Raw genomic sequence first — 26302 nt, forward strand, 5'->3', positions numbered from 1 at the left:
CTTAGTTCAGTTCACATTATATTAGGAGGGTTCAGATGAATAATGTAAAGGCATTTGTATTCGATGCATATGGAACTTTATTTGATGTATTCTCAGTTACAAAAAAATGCGAGGAATTATTCCCAAGTAAAGGCGACCAGATTAGTCAAACATGGCGCCAAAAACAGTTAGAATATAGCTACCTTAGACAAATGATGGGTAAATATCGTCCCTTCTCAACTGTGACTCGCGATGCGCTTCGCTATGCTGTAGCTAATGCTGGCGCAGAGTTAAGTCACAAAAATGAAGAAATGCTATTGAATGCTTACAAAGAACTAACGATTTATGAAGAGGTGCCACAGGTACTTAAAGAATTAAAAGAAAAAGGAATGACGCTAGCTATTTTTTCTAATGGGTCACATGACATGCTAGATCCACTAGTGAAACAGTCACCACTTGCCGATTATATTGATCACATTATTAGTGCAGATGATATTAATCAATATAAACCGACACCAGCATCCTACACTCACGCTCTCGACTCACTTGAACTTGATCGAGATAATATTCTGTTCATGTCTTCGAACGGTTGGGACATATCAGGAGCTAAGAACTTCGGATTTCAGACTGCATGGATTAATCGAAATGAAAAGCCTGTTGAGAAATTGGCTCTCGAACCTGATTCAATTTATTCGGACCTAACCGGAATTATAAGTTGGGCGTAAGAGATCTCTTAAATGTCACGATACCAAAAGCCTGAACGAATTCGTTCAGGCTTTTGGTATCGATAATGCCAAGTAATCCTCATATCGTTCTTCACCAAGAACACTACTTTCTTCCTACTCTTATTCCTTGAACTTACCATTTTGTACCCATTGACCATCCTATTCGTTAGCCGTATAATCAACACATTACAGCGTTTATATATTAAAATCTGATAGAAAGTAGCCAGGTATTCGAACTATGATGAAGGTGAATATTCCGATTCAAAAAGAAATTATTCGTTATCAGGAACAGCTAAACATTTTCCGAATTTCGATACAGCATCTCCCAGCAAATATGCCTACAGACAACTCTACAAGAGCCTGGTGTAGAGATGTTGCATTGAAATTAGCGGAAACTCAGTCACTTGTGGATCACGTGTTTAAATCAAAGAAACTCCCGTATCGCAAACTCGCTAAACAATTTCTTTATCGAATAAGTAGTCTTAAACGACATAGTAACTACATTTTAGCTCTCTTTCTACTAAAGCATGGCGATTATCAATTGCTTCACAAACACCTTAAAGTTATTCTATAGAATGGCTTTAAGGGCTTGGTGAAGGTGAGCGTAGGTCTGAACATCCGTAAAGTCGATACCTAAATTAACAGCAGTCTGTGCTATTTCAGGACGAATTCCCGTTAGAATGGATTCAATTCCTGAGAGTTCGAGCATTTTAATCAATTGAAATATTTCATTGGCCACCATTGTATCCATTACCGGCACACCAGATAAATCAATAACAAGATAAGATAGCTGCAGTGCAGAGCTTTGCTCGATTCCCTTACTCTGAATTAGCTTTGCTCTATGAGTATCAACTGTCCCGATTAATGGCAGAACTCCGATTTCTTTGGAAACAGGAATAATAGGAACACTTAATTCAGATATTTTGTTCTTTTGAGCTGATAACTGTTCTTCATTTAACTGATTCGTATACACTGTAACCTTATGAAGAAGAAGGTCGAAAGATTTATTCATATAGCTTCCCCACTCAGCAAGTCGACTCGCTTCAATAAGCTGATCTTCTTGTGCGCTAAATTCTACCATCACATCCCAGAGAATTTGTCTTAAATACGTTAAACTTGCAACTGATTGTTGAAGGGAAAACGTATGATAGACAAAAATCTCAACAATTCTCCCTGCCCATTCCTGCACATCACGACTATTTGATTCAAGAAATATCATTTGCTTCACGAAATCTGAGCAGAAGGCTTGGATTTCTTTTTTTAATTCAGGAACTTGAAGAACAGCGGTATCTGTCGCTTCCTTCTCATCTACAAGGAGTTGTAATCGTTTTGTCCATTTCTCGCCGATTTCTCCTAGACGTTCATGAAAATAATCAACATACATACTCTCTACTTTATCCATTGTCACGTCTCCTATTTATGATTGATAATTTATTGTTTCCCGAAACCAACAATTTGTACACTTACAGATTGAAAGTATTGTCAATATTGCATATTTCTCAATATAAATTCTAACAAAAGCGAGATCTCAAAAGATGAGACCTCGCTTTTTATTCTCTATTTGCTTCTTTATTTCCTTCTAAACTTCATGAAGAATTCATACACAAGAGGAACGATGATTAACGTAAGTAGGGTCGAACTTGTTAACCCTCCAATAACCGTTACACCAAGACCTTTTGAGATTAGAGCTCCACCTTCCAATCCAAACGCAAGTGGTGCTAATGCACCAATCGTTGCCAGAGCTGTCATGAGTATCGGACGAAGACGAGTTCCACCAGCTTCAAGCAGCGCTTCTCTCGTTGATAGCCCTTCTTTTTCCTTATGAATAACTCTGTCGATTAATACTATGGCATTAGTAACAACAATACCAATCAACATGAGCATTCCAATGAGAGAAGATATGCTGATTGTTTCTCCTGCTACTAATAATCCAACAAGACCACCGATAATGGTAAATGGAAGAGAGAACAGGATCGCAAGAGGAGCAAGGCCGCCTCCAAATGTAATAACAAGTACTAAATAAACAATGGCAATAGCAGCAGCCATCGCAAGTCCAAGCTGTGTAAATGACTCATTAATATCTTGAGTGACTCCACCAAGCGTAACTTCAGATGAATCTGGTAAATCCATTTTATTAATCGCTTCTTGAACATCTGCTGATACTTTACCTACGTTATCATCAAGCACTTCAGCCGTTACATTGGCATATACCTTACCGGCCCGACGCGTGATTGTATTCGCTGATTTCCCTTCTTCAATTGTCGTCACATCACTTAGTGACACATCTAACCCAAGAGGTGATGAGAGTGACGTATCTTCAAGATCAGCTTTATCTTCAAAAGTCTTCTTATCCACTTCAAGGACTACGTTGATTTCCTCTCCTTCTTTCTCGACAGTTGTCAGAACTGGTGCCTCACCTGTGTTGCGAAGCTCCATTCCAATTTGACCTGCCGTTAAGCCGAGTTTGCTTAGCTTGTCTTGGTCAGCTACAACTGTGAACTGATCATAGGATTCAGAAATGCTTGAGCTGATATTAGTGAGATCTTCTTCTTTCTCAAGAACTGCTGTGACCTCATCAACAACTGGACCAAGATCGCTCATTGTTTCTCCATTCACTACAAGGGTGATCTGGTTGCTACCGCCAGAAGCTGAAACATCCTGATAGCCCCATTCCCCTGTCTTATTCATCGCTTTCAAATCCTCAAGTACTTCTTTTCGTTCTTCTTCAAATTCCTCAGAATCTTCATCATAACTAACAAAGAAAAGAACCTGATTACTAGCGCCCGGATTCATAGGATTTTCTCCTCCAACCGAGTATTGAATTGTAGTAACATCTTTCTTATTAAGGAAGTAATCTTCCGCCTCTAGAGCGAGATCGTTAATCTCTTCCGTTGTTTGTCCTGGCTCAGGATTATATGTCGCAACAATCATTTTCTGCTGATCAGATGGCAGGAAGCTTACTCCTACAATTGGCGCAAGAAAAAGGCTCCCAACTAATAATAGGATACTTGCTCCGAATGTAATGAGCTTATGATTTAGCGTCCAATTCAATATGTTTTTATAGACATTTGCTAGACGGCTATTGCCCTCTTCCTTCTGTTCATTTTCTGATCCTCTTTTCACTAGTCCCTTCTTAAACAGGGAGTGTGCCAAAGCAGGAACAATCGTAATGGCTACAAGTAGCGAAGCAAGCAGTGCGAACACAATGGTAAGTGCGAAAGGTAAGAAAAGTTCTCCTACCGGCCCCTGAACTAACCCAAGCGGCAGAAACACTGCAATTGTAACAATTGTTGAAGACATTATAGGAATGAACATTTCCTTAGTTGCTGCAGTAATTAGTTCTTTTCCTTTCAGTTCTTCACCTTTAATCGCCATTCTTCTATAGATGTTCTCGATTACCACAATGGAATCATCCACTACTCGGCCAATCGCTACTGTCATAGCCCCTAGTGTCATAATATTTAACGTGATGTCAAGCTGATTCAATACTAGAAGGGCTATTAATAGACTTAATGGTATTGAAATGACTGAGATAATGGTCGAACGAATGTTACGTAAGAATAGCAAAATAATAAGAACTGCGAATATCGCACCAATGATAGCTTTATTCAGCATGGTACTTACCGACTCTTCGATTGGTTCACCCTGATCAAATATGGTCACAATGTTTACATCGTTGTTTCGATCTTCAAGTGAAGCAATTTTATCCTTCACACCGTTTACAACGTCAACCGTATTGGCATCAGCCGTTTTCGTAACCTGGATTCCAATAGATTCTTTACCGTTTGTACGTGAAATCGATTCTGCTTCACCTACTAATTCTATATTCGCCAGTTCCTTTAGCTTAACTGTAGAAACGGCAGGGGTTGAAGCTGTTTTAGTACTTTCTGGATCTTGCTTCATACCACTGCCAGAAGACCCTTCATTGGTGCCAGCTCCCGGCACTTGATTTCCACTCTTACTTTCTTGTGATGGAATAACTGGAATTTCTAAATTCTTAAGATCGTCAAGTGTAGAAACATTACCATCCACTACGACTGCTTTCTTATTATCCTGAAATTCGTAAAGGCCAAGTGGCATCGTTACAACGGACCCCTTGATAATGTTCTTAACCGTTTCCTCGTCAAGACCTGACTCTTCCAACTGTTCGTCTTTGAAAGAAATAGAAACTTTCTCAATCTCTTGACCCGCGATAGAGACGGAAGAAACTCCCTCGACTGCTTCAATGGCAGGAAGAACATCTTCTTCTACTCTTTGTGTTAATTCTGTTAATGAACTATCCTTTTCAGAAACGCTTAAAGACATAACAGGAAACGCATTAAAGCTCAGACGGGATACGTCTGGATCCTGTACTTCATCAGGTAGCTGAAGACTTTGAAGGGTTTCCCTCACCTCATCTTCTGCTTCATCCATGTTCTTGCTAAAGTTGTATTCTATTTGAATGTTCGATGCATTTTCAAATGAGGAAGAACTAACAACCTTTACTCCCGAAAGACTTTCTACCTTATTCTCAATAGGTTCTGACACCTTATCTGATACTTCCTCTGGCGTTGCACCTGGATAAACTGTCGTAACAGAGACTAAAGGCGTATTAATATTCGGGATCGTCTCCATTTTCATATTGAATCCTGAATACAAACCCGCAACTGTAACAATAATTGTTAACAACCAGACTGCGAATTTATTATTCAATGAAAACTGAATCAGTTTCTTCAAAACTACGTTCACTCCTTCTCAACTAACAATTATGACTGACCGGTCATTATAGGATTACTATACGGAATAAAAGGAACTATTTCAAGAGATAACTTCTACCGATTGAATTTATATTTTTATAGAAAATGAATGAATTAGTAATACTGCAGCAACAATGATATACTATTAATGACCAATTGGTCACAAGTAGCCTGACAATATTTTAAGTTGTTGAACAGAGGTGTGACATGAATGAAAAAAAGAAATTGATTCTTGAAACGGCTATGCAGCTATTCGCAAAAAAAGGATTCCACTCAACTTCTATACAGGAAATTGCCAATGAAAGTGGAATATCTAAAGGAGCCGTTTACCTGCACTTCCAATCAAAAGATGATGTACTCTACTCCATTTTTTCTTATTATTACGAAAAACTACAACAAAAGATATCTGAAGCAAAACTAGATTCTTATACACCAGAAGTACGTCTACAGAAGCTTCTCCAAGCACAAGCACAAGAGATTTTACATCATAAAGAGTTTATTATTATGCAATTCAGGGAACAAGCTATTGCGATGAACAAAGAAATTGATGAGTTAATTATGAAGATTAGAATTGACTCTCTTCAAACGTTAGCAAGCGGTCTTAAAGACTTATATGGAGAAAGAATTACCCCCATTCTCCCTGACTGTGTCCTCCTACTCGATGGGATGTTCTCTTCTTACATGAAGTTAATCGTTTTACAAGACATCGAATTAAATGTAGAAGAGCTACCAACCTTTATTATGAGTAGAATGCATGACGTAGTAGAAGGAATGTTAAGGAACCACACTAAACCCTTCCTTCCTCTCGATCAAGCCTATTCCATCTATCAAGAAACTCAGTCAGGAGCATGCGAACAAAAGTCCCCAATAATCCTATTAAGTGAAATGGAAACAGCGATTAATCAATTAACGATTAAGGATAGCAGAAAAAATGAGTTAATCGAAACCGTTCGATTTCTTATGAAAGAACTTGAGAACGAAAGACCGCGCCGTTTCATCTTTAAAGGGATGCTTCACCAGTTTGAAGGAGTTTCTGAACTCGATTCATATACAACTGACCTTGTTGATGCATTAGACCTTGAATAGTATGACAAATTTTTGGAGGTGGAAGATTGTGAAGGAGCCGCTCCTGACAAAAGAAGAATTAAGAGCCATTGTTCGCGAACTTCAATTAAAAGGAATTAATGCCCAGCTTTGCTATCGAAAAGCCTAACTCTTCTCCCCCCTAACGATCTGACATCAGATCGTTTTTTGTTTTATTTTTTTCGGGGATATCGATGCTATAGGAGTAGTGGTTAATCTTTACTCAAAGCCCTCCTAAAAACAACAAGCTTTAGAAGAGAGCCTTGTTCTAAAACTCTCTAAATAGTAGTTACCCCAATACTTACGAAGTGATATAGCCAATCCTTCCATTAGTGATGTCCTGTTTACCTCTAACTAACCCCCGCTTATTACCTGTTTCCTTAAGTGACACTTGTGCCCCCATCACTTATCTTCTAGTTACCGGCGGAATACTTGATGGGTGCACCCTCTCTGGAGAATAGAGTTGAAAGATACAGAATTTGAAGACTTGGCCATTCGCTTTACCCCTCTAATTAAAAACCAAATAAAAAAGCTAAATTTAACACACGAGTACCCAAAGTATGAACAAGATGCTCTTATCGCCTTATGGGAATCTTCAAAGAACTTCGATGAAACAAAAGGAAGCTTCTCAGCTTTTGCTTATGTAAAAGTACGAGGCAAACTATTGGATGCTTGTAGAAGAGAGATTCGAATCTATAAAAAACTTCAAAATCAATGCGTCTTCGATGACCATGCAGAATTTTATTCCGAACCTCACCACGAGTATGATTTAGATAAATACAAAAAGGGATTAACCGAAAAACAATGGAAATGGCTGCAACAAGCAATAGGACAGGAAAAATCATTGAAAGAAATCGCGTTGACAGAAGGAGTCAGCGTTGAGGCAGTGAAATCATGGAGAAAAAGCGCGCTATCAAAGCTAAGAAAGCAATTTAATTAGTCTATTTTTGTACCTCATTATAAACAACACTCTTTTATAATCAAACAGCTGAAAAGTATAGAAATAAAAAAACACTCCGTAAAACGGAGTGTTTTCTACTTCTACTAGCGGTTGTATTTCTTTTTGAACTTTTCAACACGACCACCAGCATCGTTAAAGCGTTGCTGACCAGTGTAGAATGGGTGTGATTCAGAACTGATATCAACTTTAATTAGTGGATATTCGCTACCGTCTTCCCACTCAATTGTTTCGTTAGATCCCATAGTAGAACCAGTTAGAAACTTAAAACCAGTACTAACGTCTAAAAATACAACTTGCTGGTATTTTGGATGGATTCCTTCCTTCATTGCTAGACCTCCTTTATCAATCAAATCATCATTTACGTTAAATGAATGGTATAGAAATAAACAGAGGTTTGGACCCAAATTCCTTTGGGCACCAAAACCCGTCCTTTCTAGTATATAATTTTTATTCCATATGTTCAAACATTGAATGCAAGTTTTTAAAGAAAATTAAGGAACGCTATGTATTTTATCTTCAGGCGGTAGTCTAAAAGTCCTTATTTGACAGAAAATATAGAATATTATCGTATCAATTGAACGAATTTTCACAAAAAGGATTGACTAATATGTGTATGATTTGTCATGATTGGTGTATAGACTAAAGATTGAGGAGGCTGTTGAAATGAGTGATGCCGTTCGTGAGGAATTATTACTTATTCAACAAATTCGTGATTGTATTAATGAATTCCAGAATGATTATCCTCCAGTTGTAAAGGAAGCTATCTTTCATTCTATTCAGAGACTAACTTCTAAGTTGGTTGACGGAGGCCAGTCGTTGATAAGAAGTTAGGAGATGATCTAACTCCTGACTACACTGCAATGTTTCTTCGTGAGAAATGCCTTTCTCTGTTCCGATTTCGATCATTTCTTCTTGCTTACGTTTAATCCAGTGAAGCAACTCTTCTTTCGTATCTTCTTTAACATATAACACGGTTCGCCACCCCTCCTTCTCATAAGTACAAAACTATTATCCAAATTTTCCTATGCTTTGTGAAGGCTTTCGCCAAAACTAGACAAAAACTCCTTGTATATGCTGTTTTAACTGTTCGTTAAACTATTCGCATCAGTTCTTAATATAAGTCCATTCTTCTAATAAAAATAACAGCTTCAGGAATTGAAGCTGTTAGAACTAATTTTTGTAGAAAGAACTTGAAGGGAGTCTCTTGTAATAGACAAATAATAATAGAACAACTCCGTCCTTGAGCATTCATATAGCTGTTTATGTTGAACTTTATAAATCCCTTTTTCTAGCAAATGTATGATCAGTTCTTCTTTTGTATGAGACGAAACTTTCTCCATAACTTTCCTCCATCATTCTACTCATCCTGCACAATGCCGTCATTATAATAATCCAAAGAAAGCTTACCATCCGAGTGAAGTTGCGCAAGATAGACATCTTCTACTTTCACATGTTTATCTGCAAGTATATTTTGAAGCCACTCTGTGCTTCTATCCACTTTCTCTACCATTTCTTTGATAATTTGACCATCCATTATGACAGTTCTTGGTTCTTTATCTTCTGGTAGCTGAAGCCATAATTCAGAAGGCTTTACAGCTCTGTAATCCCGCTTAAGCAATACGCTTAACTCACCATCTGCTTCAAGAAGTGCAAATTCTACTTCCCGAACTGAGAAAACACTTTTCTTGCGCAGCATTTCAAGCAGTTCATCCGAAGTAAAGCGTTCTTTCTTCAGATTCCCTTCAAGAATTTTGCCATCCTTTATAAATACTCTTGCTTTGCCCTCTACGATATCTCTTATTTTCTTGTTCTTAAGCGAAACATAACTAAGGAGGATCGAAATGAGCGTCCAGATTAAGATGCTTGTTACACCATTTACTAAATTAGCATCCGCATCCATCGATAAGCTCCCCGCAATATCTCCTATAATAATGCCCACAATATATTCAAAGTAGGAAAGCTTGGACAGCTGCTTTTTACCTAGAAGTTTTGTAACGATAAATAAACCTGCTAGGATTAACAGTGACCTTAGGACAATTTCAATCCAATCACCCATCGTCTAATTCCCCTTTATATGAAATTAAAAACCTTTTCTCCCCATATTTCCATAGTTTGTCCATTAGTAATTCCAATTATCCAGCTTAAGTGGGTAGTCCAAACAGTTTAATAAACTTCAGATACGTTCTCTATACACACATCAATCAATACGGTAAGATGAGAAAAGCAAAACGAATTTCTTGCGAGATAGAAAGGAAGATACGATGCTTCAAGTAGCAAGAGATCAACTTAAACATTATTTCGGATATGATCACTTTAGAGGCGGTCAGGAAGACATTATTACTAGCATCCTTACCAACCATAATACACTTGGGATAATGCCAACCGGTGGAGGTAAGTCAATCTGTTATCAGATCCCAGCTCTACTATCGGATGGACTAACGATTGTCATTTCGCCTCTTATTTCCTTAATGAAAGACCAGGTAGATGCGCTTCGAAGCTACGGGATAGATGCAGCTTATATTAATAGTTCACTTACCGAAACTGAAATTAGAGAACAGATGCAAGAAGCTGAGAATGGTGAAGTCAAGCTGCTCTATATTGCTCCCGAAAGACTAGAGGCTCCAACTTTCCAACGATTACTAGAGCGTACACCCATCTCTTTAATTGCAGTGGATGAAGCACACTGTATTTCACAATGGGGACATGACTTTCGACCAAGCTATATGAAAATTAGTAGTATGCTAAACCATTTTCGTGAGCAACCGCCAGTTATTGCTTTAACAGCAACGGCAACCCCTGAAGTAATAGGCGATATCCAACGCATTCTAAATATCTCTACAGAACAAACATTTATTTCAGGATTCGCTCGTGAGAATCTTCATTTCTCTGTCGTAAAAGGAGAAAAGAAAAAATCTTTTATCGATAAATATATTAGCCAGAACCCTTCTGAGTCAGGAATTATTTACACAGCGACAAGAAAAGAAGCGGATCAGCTTTATTCTTCATTACAGAAACAAGGTATCAACGTAGGTAAATATCATGCAGGCATGACAGAATTACAGCGTAAACGTGCTCAGGAAGAATTTCTATTCGATAACATCTCAGTGATGGTCGCTACAAACGCTTTCGGCATGGGTATTGATAAATCAAATGTACGATTTGTCATTCACCATAACCTTCCGAAAAACATGGAATCCTATTATCAGGAAGCTGGGCGAGCTGGACGAGACGGAGAACAAAGTGATTGTTTCCTCCTCTTCTCTCCTGGTGATATACATGTTCAGAAATTTCTTATTGATCAAAATCAGCACGACCCATCTAGGAAATCAGCTGAGCTTACTAAATTAAAAGCTATGGTTGACTACTGTCATACAGAGAAGTGCCTGCAGGGGACTATTCTTCATTACTTTGGTGATGATCGTCCTGGATACAAATGTGGGAAATGCAGCAATTGCATTGACGAGCGAGAAGCCGTTGAGATCACACGAGAAGCACAGATGATCTTCTCAACGATTAAACGTGTGAACGAACGATTCGGTAAAACCATTATTGCCCAAATTCTAAAAGGATCTAAATCAAAACGGATTAATGAGCTGAGCCTAGATCAGGTTTCAACATTCGGTCTATTAAAACACCTCACACAGCAAGATATCGTGGATATGATTGATTTCCTTACAGCTGAACAGTACATTCTTCTTACAGAAAGTAAGTATCCTACTCTTGTATTACAAGAAAAGACCCTTCCTGTTCTAAAGGGACAGGAGACAATCTATAAAAAGATTGCAAGAAAACCTGTTGCAATTGAAGAGAATGATCAACTGTTCACTCAACTTCGTACGCTTCGAAAGCAAATTGCGGACAAAGATAATGTCCCTCCATATGTTGTTTTTGCAGATAGCACGCTTCGAGAAATGAGTGCTAAAACACCTTCTTCGCGAGAAGAAATGCTCGAGATTAAGGGTGTTGGCGATATGAAATATGAAAAATATGGGGAAGCTTTTCTTGAACTACTCTCAGCTGCAAACGCGAAGCCGGAGTCCTCTGACGAAGCAAGTCACAAAGCTTCTTTCAAACTATTTGAAGAGGGAAAGGATCTATCGATCATTGCTGCTACAAGAGGCTTGAGTCCATCTACAGTTGAGGGGCACCTTCTGAAAGCTATTGAAGAAGGTTTGATCACTGATGTGCAGGCATTCATGTCTCAAGAAATAGAGCAAGCCATTCTTGATCAAGCAGAATCGATCGGGTATGAGAAATTAAAGCCTTTGAAAGAAGCACTTCCTGAGGAAATCACATATTTCCAGATTAAAGCTGCACTTTCGAAGCATAGGCAACAAAATAGGGTTCGGTCCTAAAATATAGAATGTATAATCAAAGAAAGCTAATCAGATCTGTGATCTGATTAGCTTTCTTTAACATCCTACTGAAGAATTAGTATTTTTTGACAACCTTCCAAACTTGGACAGACTCAAGCAAGGTTTTTCATTTTATGGAATGTTATATTCATTAAAACGAACAAAAAGAATCGACTATTTCATTTCGAAATAGTCGGTTAAAAGATGACTAGCTGCACTCTTCAGTAATTATCCAAAGAGAGGCATGCCCCTTATAGCCCAACAACACAAAACGTTGTTTCTAACTATAGTGCAATCGCAGCTTCATGATGTAATCGACATCACCAAATTCGAGAGATTCTAATATTTCTTCTTCTGAGAACCCAGTTAGTGTCGCGATGGTCCTGATGTACGGCTCTTTCTCCAAATTCATGCATCGTGCCCTGGCTTTCTGTGTCTGGTAAAGGACTTGCGAGTAACGATTGTTACCAATCATTCGCTTCACTGTTTTCTCCTTTCACACCCAAATTACAAGCTTACAACGCAATGGTTGCGACCATGGGCATGCTTTATTCTTTACCCATGTTATGGAATTAAGAAACGGTCATTGCTAACAAAAAAAGATGCTCTCAGCTGAGGGCATCTTCTTTTTGGTGAAGCATCGCTTTAATCATCGTGTGGTACCGTTCAATTACCTGACCTTTTGTAAGAGGGAGCACACTTACAAAATCATCGATTACGGCTCGGTCAGATCGTAACCAAGCCTGATGGTTTCTCTTCACATGACGTTCAGCATCTTCATAACGATGGAACACAATGTCTTCAATCTCTCCTCGACACATCACTTCCCATTCGTTTTCCATACCTGGTCGAATATAGATAATCTTTCCCTCATGGTTTTCATAGAAAGAGCCACTCTGAGAGTTACGCTGATTCAGTCGATTACGATCTGCATCCGTTTTGATCGGTTTAAGAGCAAACGTGGCTTCCACAAATACCGGAAAAGTCTCTTCATTGAGCTCACAACCCGCGGCTTTTGGATGTCCACCACCACCGAAACGGGATGCAAACTCTGATACATCAGCTTCGTCATGGATAGTCCTAAACCCTACCCTCCTACTACCGTCGTTTATGATCGTAATGAAGTCAAGATGAGGATTGCGTTTATTTAACTCATTCCCTAATTCCGAATGATAGGATTCAGCATGGACAAGACCAACACAATACTCATCTATAAACGTTTGAACAAGCTGGCGATTCTTTTGATGTATATAGCGTTCAATTTTTCGTTCTTCAAGATCCAGAATCATTTCCTCAGATTCATGAAAAGCAAAGGAATCTGGTTCACGAGTCAGCCTACGAAGCATTTCTGACTTGAATGTTTCTCTTCCCATAATTGAGAATAAGTCGTTCAGACGTTTCGCATCAACTTCATTTTCCTCTTCCCAATCCCAAGTATCGTACAAACGAACAAGCTCTAGGAATTGTTCAAGACCTTCCATGCGCTCAATTTTTTCTTTGTCGAGTAGAAATTGATAAAACAATGTAGCAGCACATGTTTTTTGCTCTTTACCTGGATCGACAAAACCCCATTCATAATCATTGAAATGCATTGCTGTTACATGATGGTCAATCATTTGAACGTGAGTTCCTGTTTGATAGCGTGATTCGAGCTGGTGCTCCACGTCACTATTTACAGATAAATCAGTAATGAAGACAGGATCATTCGTATTCTGCTCAAGAAAAGCCTCTACCCTGTCATCTAAATTTCGATATGTACAATGTGTGATGTTAGCATCACCTTCAAAAGCAATTTCCGCAATAAGAGCACACGCAGTTCCATCTAGGTCGCTATCAGTAAACAACTTAATCATCAGCTCTTCCTCCTATTCCATTTTAGTATGTACGTCAGAATAAAATTCATGAATTCATGACATAGAAAAAAGCGAGCTTTAGCCCGCTTTTCACCTTGCAATTTATCCATTATACAGGTATTTGACAATAGCTGTCCAACTTACAATAGAAGAGTGTAGTTTACGTATTAGATTCTACCTTAAACTGTTCTCGAAGGCGAAACTTTTGTATTTTTCCGCTTGCATTTCTCGGTAGCTCATCTACAAAGAGATACTTTCGAGGACGTTTGTAATCAGCAAGATTTGGACTTTCTTTACAATAACGATCAAGCTCTTCAGCAGTGATTGGTGATTTTTTTACAATAACAGCTGTAACCACCTCTCCCCATTTCTCATCAGGCTGACCAAGAACAGCAACATCTAGTACAGCAGCGTGCGCGTGAATCGCGTCTTCCACTTCTCTTGGATAGACGTTTTCCCCACCTGAAATAATCATATCGTCCACTCGATCGGATACGAATAAATAATTCTCTTCGTCTAAATAACCTAAATCTCCAGAGTGATACCAGCCTTTATGCATCGCGGTCTCTGATGCATCAGGTCTATTGTAATACCCCATCATCATAGAAGGACCTTTCACAATAATTTCTCCAACTTCTCCACTAGGAAGTACATCTTCAGGTTCAGACGGGCCGTGTTCATTAGGTCGCACAACTCTCACTTCATGATTAATAGCCGCCCGACCTGCCGAGCCTACCTTCGTTAGCTGTTCATGCTCATCCAGAAAGGTGACTGCAGGGCCCATCTCCGTCATGCCATACGCTTGAATTAAGTTAATTCCTAATTGGTCTTTCACGGCGATAACAAGAGAAGGTGCCATCGGTGCTGCGCCATATAATCCAACGCGTAGGCTGCTTCGATCATATCGTGAGTAGTCTTCCTGAAGGATCATATTCCACATTGTTGGTGCAGCGAATAACAATGAAATCTTCTCATTCTGAATCGTTTCAAGAACCTTTTTCGGCTCGAAATGATGAAGAATGACATTCGTTGCACCAAAATGAACCCTTGGTAGAAAGCTACAATGAAGCTCTGCACAGTGAAACATTGGAGCAACAACCAGTCCTCTATCTGCTTGCTTTAGATGAAGGGATGCACCACACATTAAACTTTGTTCAACCATGCTTCTATGCCTATGCATCACACCTTTTGGTCTGCCCGTCGTACCACTTGTGTACATAATCGCATACAAATCATTTTCATCCACATCTACTACGGGTTCACGATCGCTGGATAAACGAAGATGCTGAGGATAGCTTTCAGCATAAACCGGTGCACCTTCATCAATTGACCAGAACGATACTTGTGGATAATTCTCTTGGATTGCAGCTACAACAGGTTCTAACATTTTCTCGAAAACAAAAATGGACGGCTTTGCATCTTCAATTATGTAAGCGATTTCATTTGATTTCAGTCTAAAATTAATTGGATTTAAGACGGCACCAATCTTTGCACAAGAGAAAAATAAAGTCCCTAATTCAACTGTATTAAAAAGAAACGTTGAAACCCGATCTCCTTTTTTAACACCTGCATCTAATAAAGCGTTAGCTAATCGATTCACTTCATGATTCCATTGCTCATATGTCCACCTTATGTTTCGTTCCGAGTCAACTAACGCTTCCTCCTTACCATACTTTTTGACTGTTTGTAGAAATAAAGAACCAATTGTTACATACATCTATACCCCTCCATCTGTTATTCAATTTGGGTTAGCGTATGTATAGTTCCATTTCCACACACTAAAACCCTTTTTATTTCAGAATATTTAGATTTCAAATTAGGTTCTCTTTTAAAATCTTCTTTTTTTTAAGGTTATTTTCTAAAAAATTGTTGCTTTTGAAAGAAGTTTGGTATAAAGAACCATACTTAGCTGATTGGAGCGGAAGGACTCGACTCTTGGAGTGGAAATCAACCACTACTGTTATAACAACTATGTTTACGAAAAAAATTATATAAAAAAGTACCGGTTCATTCCGGTACTTAGATGCGATCTCCTAGATCATTTTGATTCCATTTATTCATTAATGGAACAGTATGTGTTTGTATTCGATTAACAAGTGTATTCGGGTTGTCCTCTTTTAGTAAAGGTTCCAAATAGCGCTTATGGAGAAAGGATTCACTAACCATATGTTCAAGCATCGAGTAGAAAGGAGCATAATAGTTCTTCGTGTTTAGAAGGCCAATCGGCTTATTGTGGTACTCAAGCTGATACCATGTGAAAATTTCAGTCAGCTCTTCAAGTGTACCAATTCCACCTGGAAGAGCAATAAATGCATCTCCAGATTCATACATTTTCGCTTTACGCTCATGCATTGTATCAACTATTATTAGCTCTGATAACTCAATATGTGCCACGTTTTCGTATATCTTTCGGGGAATAATACCGGTTACTTTTCCACCGTGATGTAGTACTGATCTTGCGAGTCCACCCATTAGACCGACATTTCCTCCGCCATATATCACTTCAATGTCTTTTTCCGCGAGGACACGACCAAGTTGTTCAACAGCTTTAAAGTATTCCGCGTCAACTGCTTCACTAGAGCCACAAAAAACCGTCATCTTTTTAAGCTTGTTCAAAGAATTCTCCCCCTTTACCTCGATTGACTAACGAATAGTATTTAATGTTTTCTTCATATTCATGTTAGTTGTTTCAAACCCCAGTCGTTCATAAAGCCTAATCGCTTTCTTATTATGGCCAAACACATGCAGCGAGAGTCCTTCAATTCCTTGTTCATGAAGGATCTGTTCAAGTTCTTGTATTGCTCTCGTTCCATAACCTTTCCCTTGTTGATTTTCATCAACAGCAAACTCATAAATGAAGGCTTCCTTCGTCTCTACCTTACAATGAACCCAAAGACTTCCGACTTTGATATCCTCTGCTGCTGCTACTATTGAATAAAGCAGATGATCCGCTGTATGGTGTCCATCTGGTAGTAGTTTATCAAATTCTTGCTTGGACTTTTCAAACGCTTCATCTTCTTTCCAATTTCCCGCTTTAACTTTTTCCTCTGCATAGCTATCAATTGAGGAATCCATAAACTGAGCAAAGGCAAAATCGCTCATTGGTTTCAATAAGATCATATCATTCCCTCCCTATTCGCTTTAACGTCATCTTACTATTAACTATGTTAGAAAAATAGAGCAAATTCTCACAAAACAAAATACCGATCAGAGATCGGTATTTATAATATATCTTATAAGTGACAGGTGTCTCGTGCCACTCTTTATTAGTGCGTATTAGATTTAACAAGGTCATCAAGGACTTTGCCGATTCTATCCTTAATAACCAAATCTGCATATGAATCATACTCTGTTGCCTCTTGGTTAACGATCACAAGTTTTGCACCATTCCTTTTTGCTTCCATAGGAAAAACATTGGCAGGAGAAACTTGTAACGACGATCCTAGAACGATAAAAAGATCAGCTTTTTTTGTTTCCATTTTCGCTTGATGTATGGCACTTAACGGTAGCGGCTCACCAAATAAAACAACCCCTGGCCTTTTGAATCCTCCACAAGCACAGCTAATTTCATCGTCTAAATAGCTTTCATTTGATGCTTTTTCACCACAATCATCACAGTATACATCACATAATGTTCCATGCATCTCAGCTACATTACGGCTTCCTGCAAGTTGATGAAATCCATCGACATTTTGTGTGAGTATGCAACCAATTTCACCAGTTCTCTCCCACTCCGCTAATTGATAATATCCACGGTGCGGGCGCGCTTCCTTCAACTTCTGTATGCGTTGTTTATAGAATCGAACAAATAAATCTCGTTCGAATTGCATGGCATCTCTGCTTGCAAACTGAAGTGGATCGACATCATTCCACATACCATCGATTGCAGATCGAAAATCAGGTAATCCACTTTCTGTACTCATTCCCGCGCCAGTAAGAACAACGGTATGTTTGGCTTCTCGAAACATTTCCGTAAGCATATAAATCACCAGCTTTCATCAGTACGAATAGTTAACAATTCACATATTTCAACCATTCTAAACCTTATTTCCTAATGTCTGTTAATTAAAATTATTTTTCGTTACAAACTTGTCACCTTCAAACGAAAACTAATGACTTTATAATAGTCTGTTTTCGTAGAGATTGTCGCTTTAAAGTATTGATTACCTCTCTTTACAATCACTCACTAAACAACAACAATCTGTAAGAAAAGAGACTAAAAAAGACAATGAAGGAAATTCCTTCATTGTCTTTTTTCTTTTATTTCGTAGCAGGTGCTGTCTGATCATCCGGATCAATTCCTGCTTTTTTTTCTTTACGTTTTTCTTTCTTAGGCTTTGGATCCTTTGCCACTAAATACTTTTCTTTCTTTAGTGCCTTGTAGAAGGAAACAGTCATTAAGATCATGATGATCGAGAACGGCAGTGCGGCGAGAATAAGTACGTTCTGTAACGCTTGAAGACCGCCAGTATAAAGGAGAACTGCAGCCATAGCCGACTGTGTAATTCCCCATGTAAGCTTAACGCTCGTTCCAGGATTTAATGAACCGTATGTTGTTTGCATACCTAATACAAATGTAGCTGAGTCAGCCGATGTAATAAAGAATGTTCCAATCAACGTAATCGCTACAATCGAGAGAACGATTCCAAGTGGATAGTTCTGGAAAGTACCGAACAATGACTCTTCAGTTGCAAGAGAGGCAATGTCTGCAATGCCTTGTTGCTGAATATTAATTGCAGATATACCAAATGTTGAGAACCATAGGAAACCAACGATTGAAGGAACTAGTAGAACACCTACAAGAAATTCTCTAATGGTTCTTCCTCTTGACACACGTGCAATGAAAATACCAACGAATGGAGACCATGAAATCCACCATGCCCAATAGAAAATCGTCCAGTTATTAATCCATTCACGGTTTTCTGGATTCAATGGTGCGATCCGGAAGCTCATAGCAACAAGATTCGCAAGGTAAGCTCCAAGCGTATCAGTAAAGATATTTAGAATATAAATTGTTGGTCCAAGGATAAACATAGCAAGGAAGAGAATTCCTGCTAGTCCTATATTAGCATTACTTAAGTACTTAATTCCTTTCCCGATTCCAGACCAGGCAGAAATCATAAATAGAACAGTTACAACGCCAATAATTACGAGTTGTGAGCTGAAACTATTCGGTATGTCAGTTAAAAACGAAAGACCACCATTAATTTGGACTGCCCCAAATCCGAGTGTTGTAGCAACCCCGATAATTGTAGCAAATACCGCTAGCGTATCAATCACCTTACCTAAAAGACCATTAACACGTTCACCAAAGATTGGATAAAGGGTAGCACTAATTAGACCAGGACGGTCATGTCTAAATTTAAAGTAAGCTAGTACAAGTGCAACGATTGCATAAATAGCCCATGCGTGAATACCCCAATGGAAATAAGAATATTGCATCGCTTCTTTAATAGCAGCTGGTGTACCCGTTTCGGCTGTTGGTGCATTTCCTGCATAATGGGACATTGGTTCTGCTGTTCCCCAGAATACAAGGCCTATACCCATTCCAGCACTAAATAACATTGCGAACCAGCTAAGACGTGTAAATTCTGGCTTTTCATCCGCCTTACCAAGCTTAATTTTGCCATAAGGCGTGAAAATAATAAATATACAGAATATGACCAATAACGTAACAAGAATTAAATAATACCACCCTAACTTATTTGAAATAAATGTTTGGGCAGTGGCGGTTATTGATTCTAGAGTCTCTGGAGACGCTGCTCCCCAGACCACCATAATTAAACTAATGACCAACGTGCTCCAGAACACAGAAGATACTTTTTCTGTCATATACCTCACCTCTACTTAAAATTATTTCTGTAATCGAATACAGTACAAAATAGTCCTTTTTTACCTCTATCTATTTATACCACTATAAAAAATGTCGAAACGCCAAATTTAAATTCTAAGTCTAATGACCTATATTGAACAAGCTTTTTTCGTGAAAATAGTTCCAATATGCCCTGATTACTTTTTCCGTTTTCGTTCATTTGATTTCTTTGTCTTAACACTTTTCGTCCCCGGTTGCTTCTTAATCCATTTCAAATATCGTCGGATTTTGTCATCCTCTTTAAGTTTACTAATCGTATCCAATCTGATCGCAAGTTCTTGATTTGTATATAGCGCATGAACTTGCTTATGACACGGGACGCAAAGGAGTGCCGTCGGTTTGAAGGTACCTCCCTCTTCTTTTGGGGTCAAATGATGGACGGTGCAATTCACTTCACTTCTGCCACAGAGCTCACACACATCCATTTAATCTCTCCTCCTATTTCTATTGTTTGTATCTTCCTCAATCAGTATGCAATCCTAATTTCAAAAGGAGAAAGCCTTCCAGTGAAGGAAGGCTTTTGGGTTATATGCTTAAGATATCCTTGATCTCATCTTCTGATAAGCTTGATATCATGGTTTCTCCAGGTTGAATAACTTTCTCAATTAATTCTTTCTTTCTTTGCTGAAGCTCGTAAATTTTTTCTTCTATTGTACCTTGCGTAATCAGCCTCATCACTTGAACAACTTTCTTCTGTCCAATGCGATGTGCACGTCCGGCAGCTTGTTCTTCAACTGCTGGGTTCCACCACAGGTCATAAAGGATGACAGTATCTGCACCAGTTAAATTCAGACCGGTCCCTCCAGCCTTTAATGAAATTAGAAAAATCTCTTTCTCTCCGCCGTTAAATCGTTCTGTCATCTCCACTCGCTCTTTTGAAGGAGTTTGACCATCTAAATAAAAGACGGAATAGCCTAGGTCATTTAACTTCTGGTGAATAATTTTCAACATACTCGAAAACTGCGAGAAAATTAAGAGTCGCTTTTGATTTTCAATTGATGTCGTTACGATATCTAATAACTGTTCAAGCTTACCTGATTGACCTTCATAATTCTCTACGAACAGTGAAGGATGACAGCAGAGCTGTCTCAAACGCGTCAGTCCAGCTAGAATCTTCATGCGGTTCTTCTGAAATCCTTCTCCAGCAAGGTTTTCTTTCGTTTCTTGCTGTATACGGTGAAGATAGCCGACATAAAGTTCCTTTTGTTGTTTCGTTAATTCGGATACTTGAACCGTCTCAATCTTATCAGGAAGCTCTTTCAAGACGTCTTTTTTCACCCGTCTTAGAATAAATGGTCGAACCATCCTTGAAATTCGCTCATGTGGCAAGTTCCTGAATGCTGATTGATCAGGGAAAAAGCCTGGCATGATTGAATGGAAGAGTGCCCACAATTCATCAAGAGAGTTTTCAATCGGCGTCCCGCTCAGTGCAAAGCGTTTCTTAGCGCGAATTTGCCGAACAGCCTGAGATGTTTTGGTTGCGGGATTCTTAATTGCCTGGGCCTCATCAAGAATGACTGAATCAAATTCAATTGTTTCATAATGGGCAATATCCTGCCTGAGTGTTGGATAGGAAGTAATCCAGACATCTGGTTGTAGCCCCTGATTCAATAATTCCTTACGCTCAATAGGAGTCCCTGTATTTACTTCGATCTGAAGCTCCGGTGCAAATTTCTCAAATTCCTTCTTCCAGTTATATATGAGCGATGCTGGAGCTATTACAAGTGCAGTTGCATCAGGATTTTCATTCTTTTCTGATAATAAATAGGCGATGCTTTGAATGGTCTTTCCGAGCCCCATATCATCTGCAAGAATGCCTCCAAGCTGATAATAAGCGAGAGCTTTCAGCCATTGAAACCCCGTCATTTGATAAGTTCTTAGGTCTGCCTCTAACCCATCAGGTAGATCGAATTGTAGATCTTCAGGATGCTTCAGGCGAGAGACAAGCTCTCGAAATGCTTTACTGTATCTAGAAGCGTGCTTTCCACCACTAATCCGCTCATCTAGCTGTAATCCTCTATATAACGGGAGATGCAGTTCCCCTCGATCAATATCTTTTTCTTTAATATTCAGGTCATCTAGCAATTGACCAACATGTTGAAAATCATCGTTTTCCATTGAAACAAAAGCACCATTAGGAAGACGATAGTAACGGTCTTTCTCAATTACAGCTTTCAGGATATTGGAAATCTCGTTTTGATCCAATCCTTTCATATCAAAGCTGACATCAAGAAAGTTCCCACTATTGTCCATATCAACCGATGTAACTGGAGAAGATGCTTCATCTAATAGCCACTCACGTGCGGATTCAGTTAGAAAAACATCTGCAAGATCGTTAAGCTCTGGAATGGTCCAGTATAGGAAATCAAAAATTAAGGCTTCATCTTCAACATAAAGTTCACGTCCATTGAATTTAAGCGACGCCTGTTCAATAAGAGACATGATCTTCTGTTCTTTTTCACTATCCCGAAGTATGATTCCATCTTGCTCGCTAACCATTCTAGTATCATCTTTAAACGGATTAATAAGGTCTTCACCATACTCGTACTCAACTGTAACGAGAAGACGTACACCTTGTGCATTGACGTAGACTTTCGCTTGAAGCTCAGGGTTTACGATTTTCTCATTAATCTGCTCTGAGATGGTCACATCGCCCAGCTTCTTTAAGCCTGGAACCACCTGAGAAAGAAACGGTTCAATTTGATGTTGAGATATCGAAAGATCACTCTTTCTAGCTGAGTTACGGAAATTCGAAAGATCTTTAAGAAGAGCTTGTTGCTGTTTACTTAACTTATATAAGTTCTCTTCATGGAACAGCCAACCATATGTTGGAAAATAAGCAGCTGCTTGGAAACCATTTAAATCCAAAACATAATCGGTCTCTCGTTCCTCAATCTTAAACGAAAACGGCAATTTTCCTTCATAAACCCCAATTTCTTCGTAGAGTGTGCGATTATATTCAAATCGAATTGTTCTCTCCTGCTTAAGCAGCTCATTTAGAAACTCGTTGGCTGTAAGAGGTGGTAGAATCAATTCTCGATTCTCTGTAAAACGCCCCCAATTGTCAGGTAAATCTAAATAAACCTTTTCGTTTCTTCTAATTGATAAGAGCATTTGGAGAAGAGGTTCATCAAGTTCGTGAAAGTGGTGTTCCTCCGGCTCATAGCTGAATTTCTTTGTAAACATATACGATTCTTCATCAAGGATTGCATCAAGAAAGGATCGGATATCTTTTACGACATATAAGCGATTAACACCTACTTTTAACTCAATCGTCCACGGAGAATCCCCTCGAGACTTTCGAAGAGAAGGGTAAGAACTTGCTTTAAGCGTAAATTCTACTTTAAGCTCATCAGACCTCATCCTAGAGCGATTGACGTCAGGTTGATAATCCCCTAGAACTTGTATCAGTTGACTGGTTTCATAATAGCTACGTACGGGCTTTGCAACTGGTTTATCGCTTTCTTTCTCTTCAGGCGGACCATTCTCACTAATGGCAATCAGTACAGCTGCCAGGTGTTTACATGTGCCATATGTTTCGAATGCAGCGCATTCACATGAGCCGAACCAATTATCACCTAGCAACTCAATTAACACGCTGTAGTCTAAACTTCCGTTAACGTATGCCCGGTACGACTGATCGTTTTCATCATATGTAAGCTCAGATACTCTCCCGCTCTGATAATAAGTAAGTCCTCTTTGATAAAAACTTACGGGAAAACGTTCTTTAATTTCGCTTTTTGTAAACATCGAAAAATGGTTCATATCCACATCACTTCAATTCCAATGGTAGTAGTAACCTTCATTATACAATTTTCCACATCTTCTTCAAAATATGAAGCAATCCAAGATGCAGATTAGCCGATTTAATTTCTTAAACATTGTTCCTTTGGTACAAAACGGTTAATTCCCGCTCCAGACCAGCTAAGTATGACTTTCTTATCCTATAAAAACTCAAGTATAGAGTCTTTTTATAAATTCGACTTCTAATTTTTAGAGAATGGACATGTATTTAGAATGTAGCTTCTTTTAATGGAAAAGCTCTTTTCTAAAAGATTGTTGCTTTTGAATCAATCATTGAATTAACCACATTTAGCAGATTGGAGCGGAAATCACCACTCTCTATTTTTATTACAACAATGTCTACGAAGAGTGCCAATGAAAAGCTCTCCTCCATATACGAATGAAGCTGACAGGCTGAAAAGGAGAATGATCCTCATGTTTGAAATAGCGATTGCACACATTGTTCTCGGCTTATCGATTGCTGCCCCACTTGGTCCAATAAATATTGAAATTATGAAACGCGGGATCCATAAGGGCTTTTGGTCTTCACTCTTTGTAGGTGCTGGTGGAATGAGCGCTGATCTCTTGCTTATGTATTTAATGTTCTTCGGATTGGCTGCTTTTGTTCAGGTGACTTATGTACAGGTTTCCCTATTAATTCTAGGTGCAATCATTTTAACACTTTCCGGCATTCAAGGATGTATATCTAAGGTAAGTCTTGATGAAGAAAAAGATAAGGACCAATCCGGGCTTTTTTCTTCCTATGCTGCTGGATTTATGATTGCTGCATTTAACCCTATGAATTTGCTGTTCTGGCTTGGTATCTATGGGTCTGTTCTTAGTGTTTCTCTTCAGCAGCCAGACAAATGGCAGGCTTTCTTCTTGTCAGCCCTTGTCTTTATCGGCATCGGGCTATGGAATGTGAACTTATGTATGACCGTCCATTTCGGGAAATCGCTCATGAAACCCCGCACGCTCCGCGCCATTAGTATAACCGCTAGTCTTGTATTGCTTTTCTTTGGCTTACGGTTTGGGTACCTTGCTGCTGAAATGATTTTTGTAGCCTCTAAATAGTATGTTCCCTTCTACTATAAATAGAGCGTCTACAACTCGCAAACGCCCTCAACTGAAATAAACGTAAGCGGCAATTCCTGCAACTGCAAGGATGCCAACAAATAAATAAATAGCAGATATCGTCACGGTTGTATTCTTAGCTTTCTTACCATATCCTGGATCGCTTTTACCCGCAACCATCAATGTACCAATCATAATCATAATAAGAAAAATAATAATAAGAGTCGTTGCAACCTTTATCATTTTTACCCCTCCTCAATTCCCATCATACACTGACTTTAGGTCGTAAGGAACCTGTAAAAATACTAAACGATTGTAACGCTAGTAAAAATGTTTTCACTGTTACTTAACAGAGAAAGATACGTATACCTATGAATAGAGGTGACGATGCCTGATCTGTTACGAAGCAGTGGATTGAAGAGAATGAAAAGTAAGTTCTAGTGTGGATGAAGTAGATATACGTTTCTTAGAATCACTATTTAACGTTGAAAGGAACCCTCCATTAAATCAAGAGTCCCTCTTTCAATATCCTTTTAGAGATGAGGTAAATCATTTTTAGCTACAACTTTACCGATCGTTTTGCCTGACTCTAAACGGGTGTGAGCATCACCAATTGTGCTGAACTTGAAGATTTCTTCATCTAATATTGGTTTAATGGCACCGTGCTCAACCATATTGGCGACTCGTGATAGTATCTCTCCGTGGTGCTCTCTACCTTCATTTGTGAGCATTGGAATGAGCATTAATACACCATGATAAGTTGCGCTTTTCACGTAAAGTGGTGTCATATCATGTTCGCCACTTCCTACAATACAAGCAACCTGTCCACCGTTTTTAACTGCTTGAAATGATTTCTCCATGTTATCTCCACCTACAGTATCAAACACAACATCGAATCCTTTTCCATCTGTGTATTGATTAACATACTCTTCAACAGACGTTTCCTTATAGTTAATAGCGTAATCTGCTCCAAGGTCTTTACCCATTTTCATTTTTTCAGAAGTAGATGCTGTGGTGTATACAATTGCACCAAGTGATTTTGCAAGTTGAATCGCGATATGCCCAACACCACCTGTTGCACCATGAATGAGAACATTTTGTCCAGGCTGGACATTAATTCGATCAACCAGAGCTTCCCATGCTGTAATGGATACAAGTGGCAAAGCAGCTGCTTCTTCCATTGAAAGATTTTGTGGTTTTACCGCTACTAGCTTTTGATCAACAATCATATGTTCACAGAGAGCACCGCTTAGCCCTTGCACTCCACCTGCACAAGCGTAAACCTCATCGCCAACTTCAAAATTACTCCCGTCATACACTTCCTCAACAATCCCAGCTACATCACCATGTAGGATGGCAGGAAATTCTGGTGCAAAGGCTTCTGCTACACCAGATCGAATTTTGAGATCTACAGGGTTCACACTCGTTGCTTTCACATTAATTTTAATTTCGCCTGGTTTTAATCCTCTTAACTTAATATCCTCTACGTTAAATTGGTTAGCTGATCCAAATTCTCGAATGACCGCTGCTTTCATAAAGATATTTCCTCCTTCTATTATTTAAACTCAAAGCTTAGGCTTGCCTCCACTTAAATCTTCCCTCATATCTTTTCAAACAAACAGGTATTGCATTTCATTTTTATGACAACACTTCTTGATACAGCCGGTCATTATCTTTTCATTAAGAAGATGCTGTCAGGTGACCGGCTGTACCATGGCAAGTCATTGCAAAAGCCCTTCTCATCTTATGAGAAGGGCTTTTGCAATTTGAATTGGCAATGAAGCTCTAGAGGTATTACACCTCCAGTAACTCTTATGGCAATCCACATGCTTGCACATCCTTTCATTTCCCTAAATTACATCACCAAAAAGCTAGTAGCAT

At 38.9% G+C, this 26302-nt stretch carries 22 protein-coding genes; 6 read left to right on the top strand and 16 right to left on the bottom strand.

Features of this window, described 5'->3' with window-relative positions; genetic code table 11:
- Positions 1-35 precede the first annotated feature (35 nt).
- Both JI666_RS16515 and JI666_RS16520 read left to right on the top strand, forming a co-directional pair.
- Positions 36-704: a haloacid dehalogenase type II gene (locus JI666_RS16515; protein ID WP_206893858.1), complete on the top strand. Its 669-nt coding sequence runs from the start codon at positions 36-38 to the stop codon at positions 702-704.
- A 238-nt stretch (positions 705-942) separates the two neighbouring features.
- Positions 943-1278 (top strand): hypothetical protein, encoded by a 336-nt coding sequence (locus JI666_RS16520; protein WP_206893860.1) that lies wholly within the window; start codon positions 943-945, stop codon positions 1276-1278.
- Here JI666_RS16520 and JI666_RS16525 read toward each other — a convergent pair.
- Together JI666_RS16525 and JI666_RS16530 are read right to left on the bottom strand one after the other, a co-directional pair.
- Positions 1273-2106: an STAS domain-containing protein gene (locus tag JI666_RS16525; protein WP_206893863.1), complete on the bottom strand. Its 834-nt coding sequence runs from the start codon at positions 2104-2106 to the stop codon at positions 1273-1275. The genes JI666_RS16520 and JI666_RS16525 overlap by 6 nt on opposite strands.
- Positions 2107-2273: 167 nt before the next feature.
- Positions 2274-5420 (bottom strand): efflux RND transporter permease subunit, encoded by a 3147-nt coding sequence (locus JI666_RS16530; protein WP_206893865.1) that lies wholly within the window; start codon positions 5418-5420, stop codon positions 2274-2276.
- Positions 5421-5647: 227 nt separating this feature from the next.
- Between JI666_RS16530 and JI666_RS16535 the strand changes: the two genes are divergently transcribed.
- Entirely contained in the window at positions 5648-6526 is an 879-nt protein-coding gene (locus JI666_RS16535; protein WP_206893868.1) for a TetR/AcrR family transcriptional regulator, read from the top strand.
- Between the two features lie 460 nt (positions 6527-6986).
- Positions 6987-7463, top strand: a complete 477-nt coding sequence (locus tag JI666_RS16540) for a sigma-70 family RNA polymerase sigma factor (RefSeq protein ID WP_206893870.1) — start codon at positions 6987-6989, stop codon at positions 7461-7463.
- 104 nt (positions 7464-7567) lie between these two features.
- On the opposite strand, the gene JI666_RS16545 is transcribed toward JI666_RS16540, so the two are convergent.
- From JI666_RS16545 to JI666_RS16560, 4 genes are all read right to left on the bottom strand, one after another.
- On the bottom strand, positions 7568-7810 hold the full coding sequence (locus tag JI666_RS16545; protein ID WP_048310190.1) for a type B 50S ribosomal protein L31: 243 nt from the start codon (positions 7808-7810) through the stop codon (positions 7568-7570).
- A gap of 457 nt (positions 7811-8267) precedes the next feature.
- Entirely contained in the window at positions 8268-8456 is a 189-nt protein-coding gene (locus JI666_RS16550) for a Spo0E family sporulation regulatory protein-aspartic acid phosphatase (protein WP_206893872.1), read from the bottom strand.
- Between the two features lie 176 nt (positions 8457-8632).
- Positions 8633-8824, bottom strand: coding sequence for a Fur-regulated basic protein FbpA (gene fbpA, locus JI666_RS16555; protein ID WP_206893877.1), 192 nt, complete (start codon positions 8822-8824; stop codon positions 8633-8635).
- Positions 8825-8841: 17 nt separating this feature from the next.
- Entirely contained in the window at positions 8842-9540 is a 699-nt protein-coding gene (locus JI666_RS16560; RefSeq protein WP_206893878.1) for a DUF421 domain-containing protein, read from the bottom strand.
- A gap of 205 nt (positions 9541-9745) precedes the next feature.
- Here JI666_RS16560 and recQ point away from each other — a divergent pair, with 205 nt between their 5' ends.
- On the top strand, positions 9746-11839 hold the full coding sequence (gene recQ / locus JI666_RS16565; protein WP_206893879.1) for a DNA helicase RecQ: 2094 nt from the start codon (positions 9746-9748) through the stop codon (positions 11837-11839).
- Between the two features lie 608 nt (positions 11840-12447).
- Here recQ and JI666_RS16570 read toward each other — a convergent pair.
- From JI666_RS16570 to JI666_RS16605, 8 genes are all read right to left on the bottom strand, one after another.
- On the bottom strand, positions 12448-13692 hold the full coding sequence (locus JI666_RS16570) for a DHH family phosphoesterase (protein ID WP_206893881.1): 1245 nt from the start codon (positions 13690-13692) through the stop codon (positions 12448-12450).
- Between the two features lie 160 nt (positions 13693-13852).
- On the bottom strand, positions 13853-15409 hold the full coding sequence (locus JI666_RS16575; protein ID WP_206893882.1) for a fatty acid--CoA ligase: 1557 nt from the start codon (positions 15407-15409) through the stop codon (positions 13853-13855).
- A gap of 302 nt (positions 15410-15711) precedes the next feature.
- Positions 15712-16308: an LOG family protein gene (locus JI666_RS16580; RefSeq protein WP_286170905.1), complete on the bottom strand. Its 597-nt coding sequence runs from the start codon at positions 16306-16308 to the stop codon at positions 15712-15714.
- 27 nt (positions 16309-16335) lie between these two features.
- Positions 16336-16812 carry a GNAT family N-acetyltransferase gene (locus tag JI666_RS16585; RefSeq protein ID WP_206893883.1) on the bottom strand — a complete coding sequence of 159 codons (477 nt, stop codon included), beginning with the start codon at positions 16810-16812 and terminating at the stop codon, positions 16336-16338.
- 146 nt (positions 16813-16958) lie between these two features.
- On the bottom strand, positions 16959-17672 hold the full coding sequence (locus JI666_RS16590) for an NAD-dependent deacylase (RefSeq protein WP_206893884.1): 714 nt from the start codon (positions 17670-17672) through the stop codon (positions 16959-16961).
- 280 nt (positions 17673-17952) lie between these two features.
- The gene (locus JI666_RS16595) at positions 17953-19524 is read right to left on the bottom strand and encodes a glycine betaine uptake BCCT transporter (protein WP_206893885.1); all 1572 of its coding nucleotides are present in this window, start codon (positions 19522-19524) and stop codon (positions 17953-17955) included.
- 177 nt (positions 19525-19701) lie between these two features.
- Positions 19702-19989 carry an HNH nuclease-like protein HlpB gene (gene hlpB, locus JI666_RS16600; protein ID WP_206893886.1) on the bottom strand — a complete coding sequence of 96 codons (288 nt, stop codon included), beginning with the start codon at positions 19987-19989 and terminating at the stop codon, positions 19702-19704.
- Positions 19990-20089: 100 nt separating this feature from the next.
- Complete coding sequence (locus tag JI666_RS16605) at positions 20090-23329, bottom strand: DEAD/DEAH box helicase (protein ID WP_286170906.1); 3240 nt, start codon at positions 23327-23329, stop codon at positions 20090-20092.
- Between the two features lie 453 nt (positions 23330-23782).
- Here JI666_RS16605 and JI666_RS16610 point away from each other — a divergent pair, with 453 nt between their 5' ends.
- Positions 23783-24421 (top strand): LysE family translocator, encoded by a 639-nt coding sequence (locus JI666_RS16610; RefSeq protein ID WP_206893888.1) that lies wholly within the window; start codon positions 23783-23785, stop codon positions 24419-24421.
- 48 nt (positions 24422-24469) lie between these two features.
- On the opposite strand, the gene JI666_RS16615 is transcribed toward JI666_RS16610, so the two are convergent.
- Complete coding sequence (locus JI666_RS16615) at positions 24470-24664, bottom strand: hypothetical protein (protein WP_206893889.1); 195 nt, start codon at positions 24662-24664, stop codon at positions 24470-24472.
- A 290-nt stretch (positions 24665-24954) separates the two neighbouring features.
- Positions 24955-25956: a zinc-dependent alcohol dehydrogenase family protein gene (locus JI666_RS16620; protein WP_206893890.1), complete on the bottom strand. Its 1002-nt coding sequence runs from the start codon at positions 25954-25956 to the stop codon at positions 24955-24957.
- Between the last annotated feature and the right edge of the window lie 346 nt (positions 25957-26302).

The organism is Bacillus sp. NTK071, from assembly GCF_017303315.1.
In the GTDB taxonomy this organism is placed as follows: Bacteria; Bacillota; Bacilli; order Bacillales; family Guptibacillaceae; genus Guptibacillus.

Excerpts from the sequence above, each read along its gene's own strand:
- recQ (WP_206893879.1), top strand. The coding sequence starts at position 9,746 with ATGCTTCAAGTAGCAAGAGATCAACTTAAACATTATTTCGGATATGAT.
- JI666_RS16545 (WP_048310190.1), bottom strand. The coding sequence starts at position 7,810 with ATGAAGGAAGGAATCCATCCAAAATACCAGCAAGTTGTATTTTTAGAC.
- JI666_RS16595 (WP_206893885.1), bottom strand. The coding sequence starts at position 19,524 with ATGACAGAAAAAGTATCTTCTGTGTTCTGGAGCACGTTGGTCATTAGT.
- JI666_RS16590 (WP_206893884.1), bottom strand. The coding sequence starts at position 17,672 with ATGCTTACGGAAATGTTTCGAGAAGCCAAACATACCGTTGTTCTTACT.
- JI666_RS16620 (WP_206893890.1), bottom strand. The coding sequence starts at position 25,956 with ATGAAAGCAGCGGTCATTCGAGAATTTGGATCAGCTAACCAATTTAAC.
- hlpB (WP_206893886.1), bottom strand. The coding sequence starts at position 19,989 with ATGGATGTGTGTGAGCTCTGTGGCAGAAGTGAAGTGAATTGCACCGTC.
- JI666_RS16560 (WP_206893878.1), bottom strand. The coding sequence starts at position 9,540 with ATGGGTGATTGGATTGAAATTGTCCTAAGGTCACTGTTAATCCTAGCA.
- JI666_RS16525 (WP_206893863.1), bottom strand. The coding sequence starts at position 2,106 with ATGGATAAAGTAGAGAGTATGTATGTTGATTATTTTCATGAACGTCTA.
- JI666_RS16605 (WP_286170906.1), bottom strand. The coding sequence starts at position 23,329 with ATGAACCATTTTTCGATGTTTACAAAAAGCGAAATTAAAGAACGTTTT.
- JI666_RS16570 (WP_206893881.1), bottom strand. The coding sequence starts at position 13,692 with ATGATTAAGTTGTTTACTGATAGCGACCTAGATGGAACTGCGTGTGCT.
- JI666_RS16535 (WP_206893868.1), top strand. The coding sequence starts at position 5,648 with ATGAATGAAAAAAAGAAATTGATTCTTGAAACGGCTATGCAGCTATTC.
- JI666_RS16615 (WP_206893889.1), bottom strand. The coding sequence starts at position 24,664 with ATGATAAAGGTTGCAACGACTCTTATTATTATTTTTCTTATTATGATT.
- fbpA (WP_206893877.1), bottom strand. The coding sequence starts at position 8,824 with ATGGAGAAAGTTTCGTCTCATACAAAAGAAGAACTGATCATACATTTG.
- JI666_RS16575 (WP_206893882.1), bottom strand. The coding sequence starts at position 15,409 with ATGTATGTAACAATTGGTTCTTTATTTCTACAAACAGTCAAAAAGTAT.
- JI666_RS16520 (WP_206893860.1), top strand. The coding sequence starts at position 943 with ATGATGAAGGTGAATATTCCGATTCAAAAAGAAATTATTCGTTATCAG.
- JI666_RS16585 (WP_206893883.1), bottom strand. The coding sequence starts at position 16,812 with ATGATCTTATTGAAACCAATGAGCGATTTTGCCTTTGCTCAGTTTATG.
- JI666_RS16610 (WP_206893888.1), top strand. The coding sequence starts at position 23,783 with ATGTTTGAAATAGCGATTGCACACATTGTTCTCGGCTTATCGATTGCT.
- JI666_RS16515 (WP_206893858.1), top strand. The coding sequence starts at position 36 with ATGAATAATGTAAAGGCATTTGTATTCGATGCATATGGAACTTTATTT.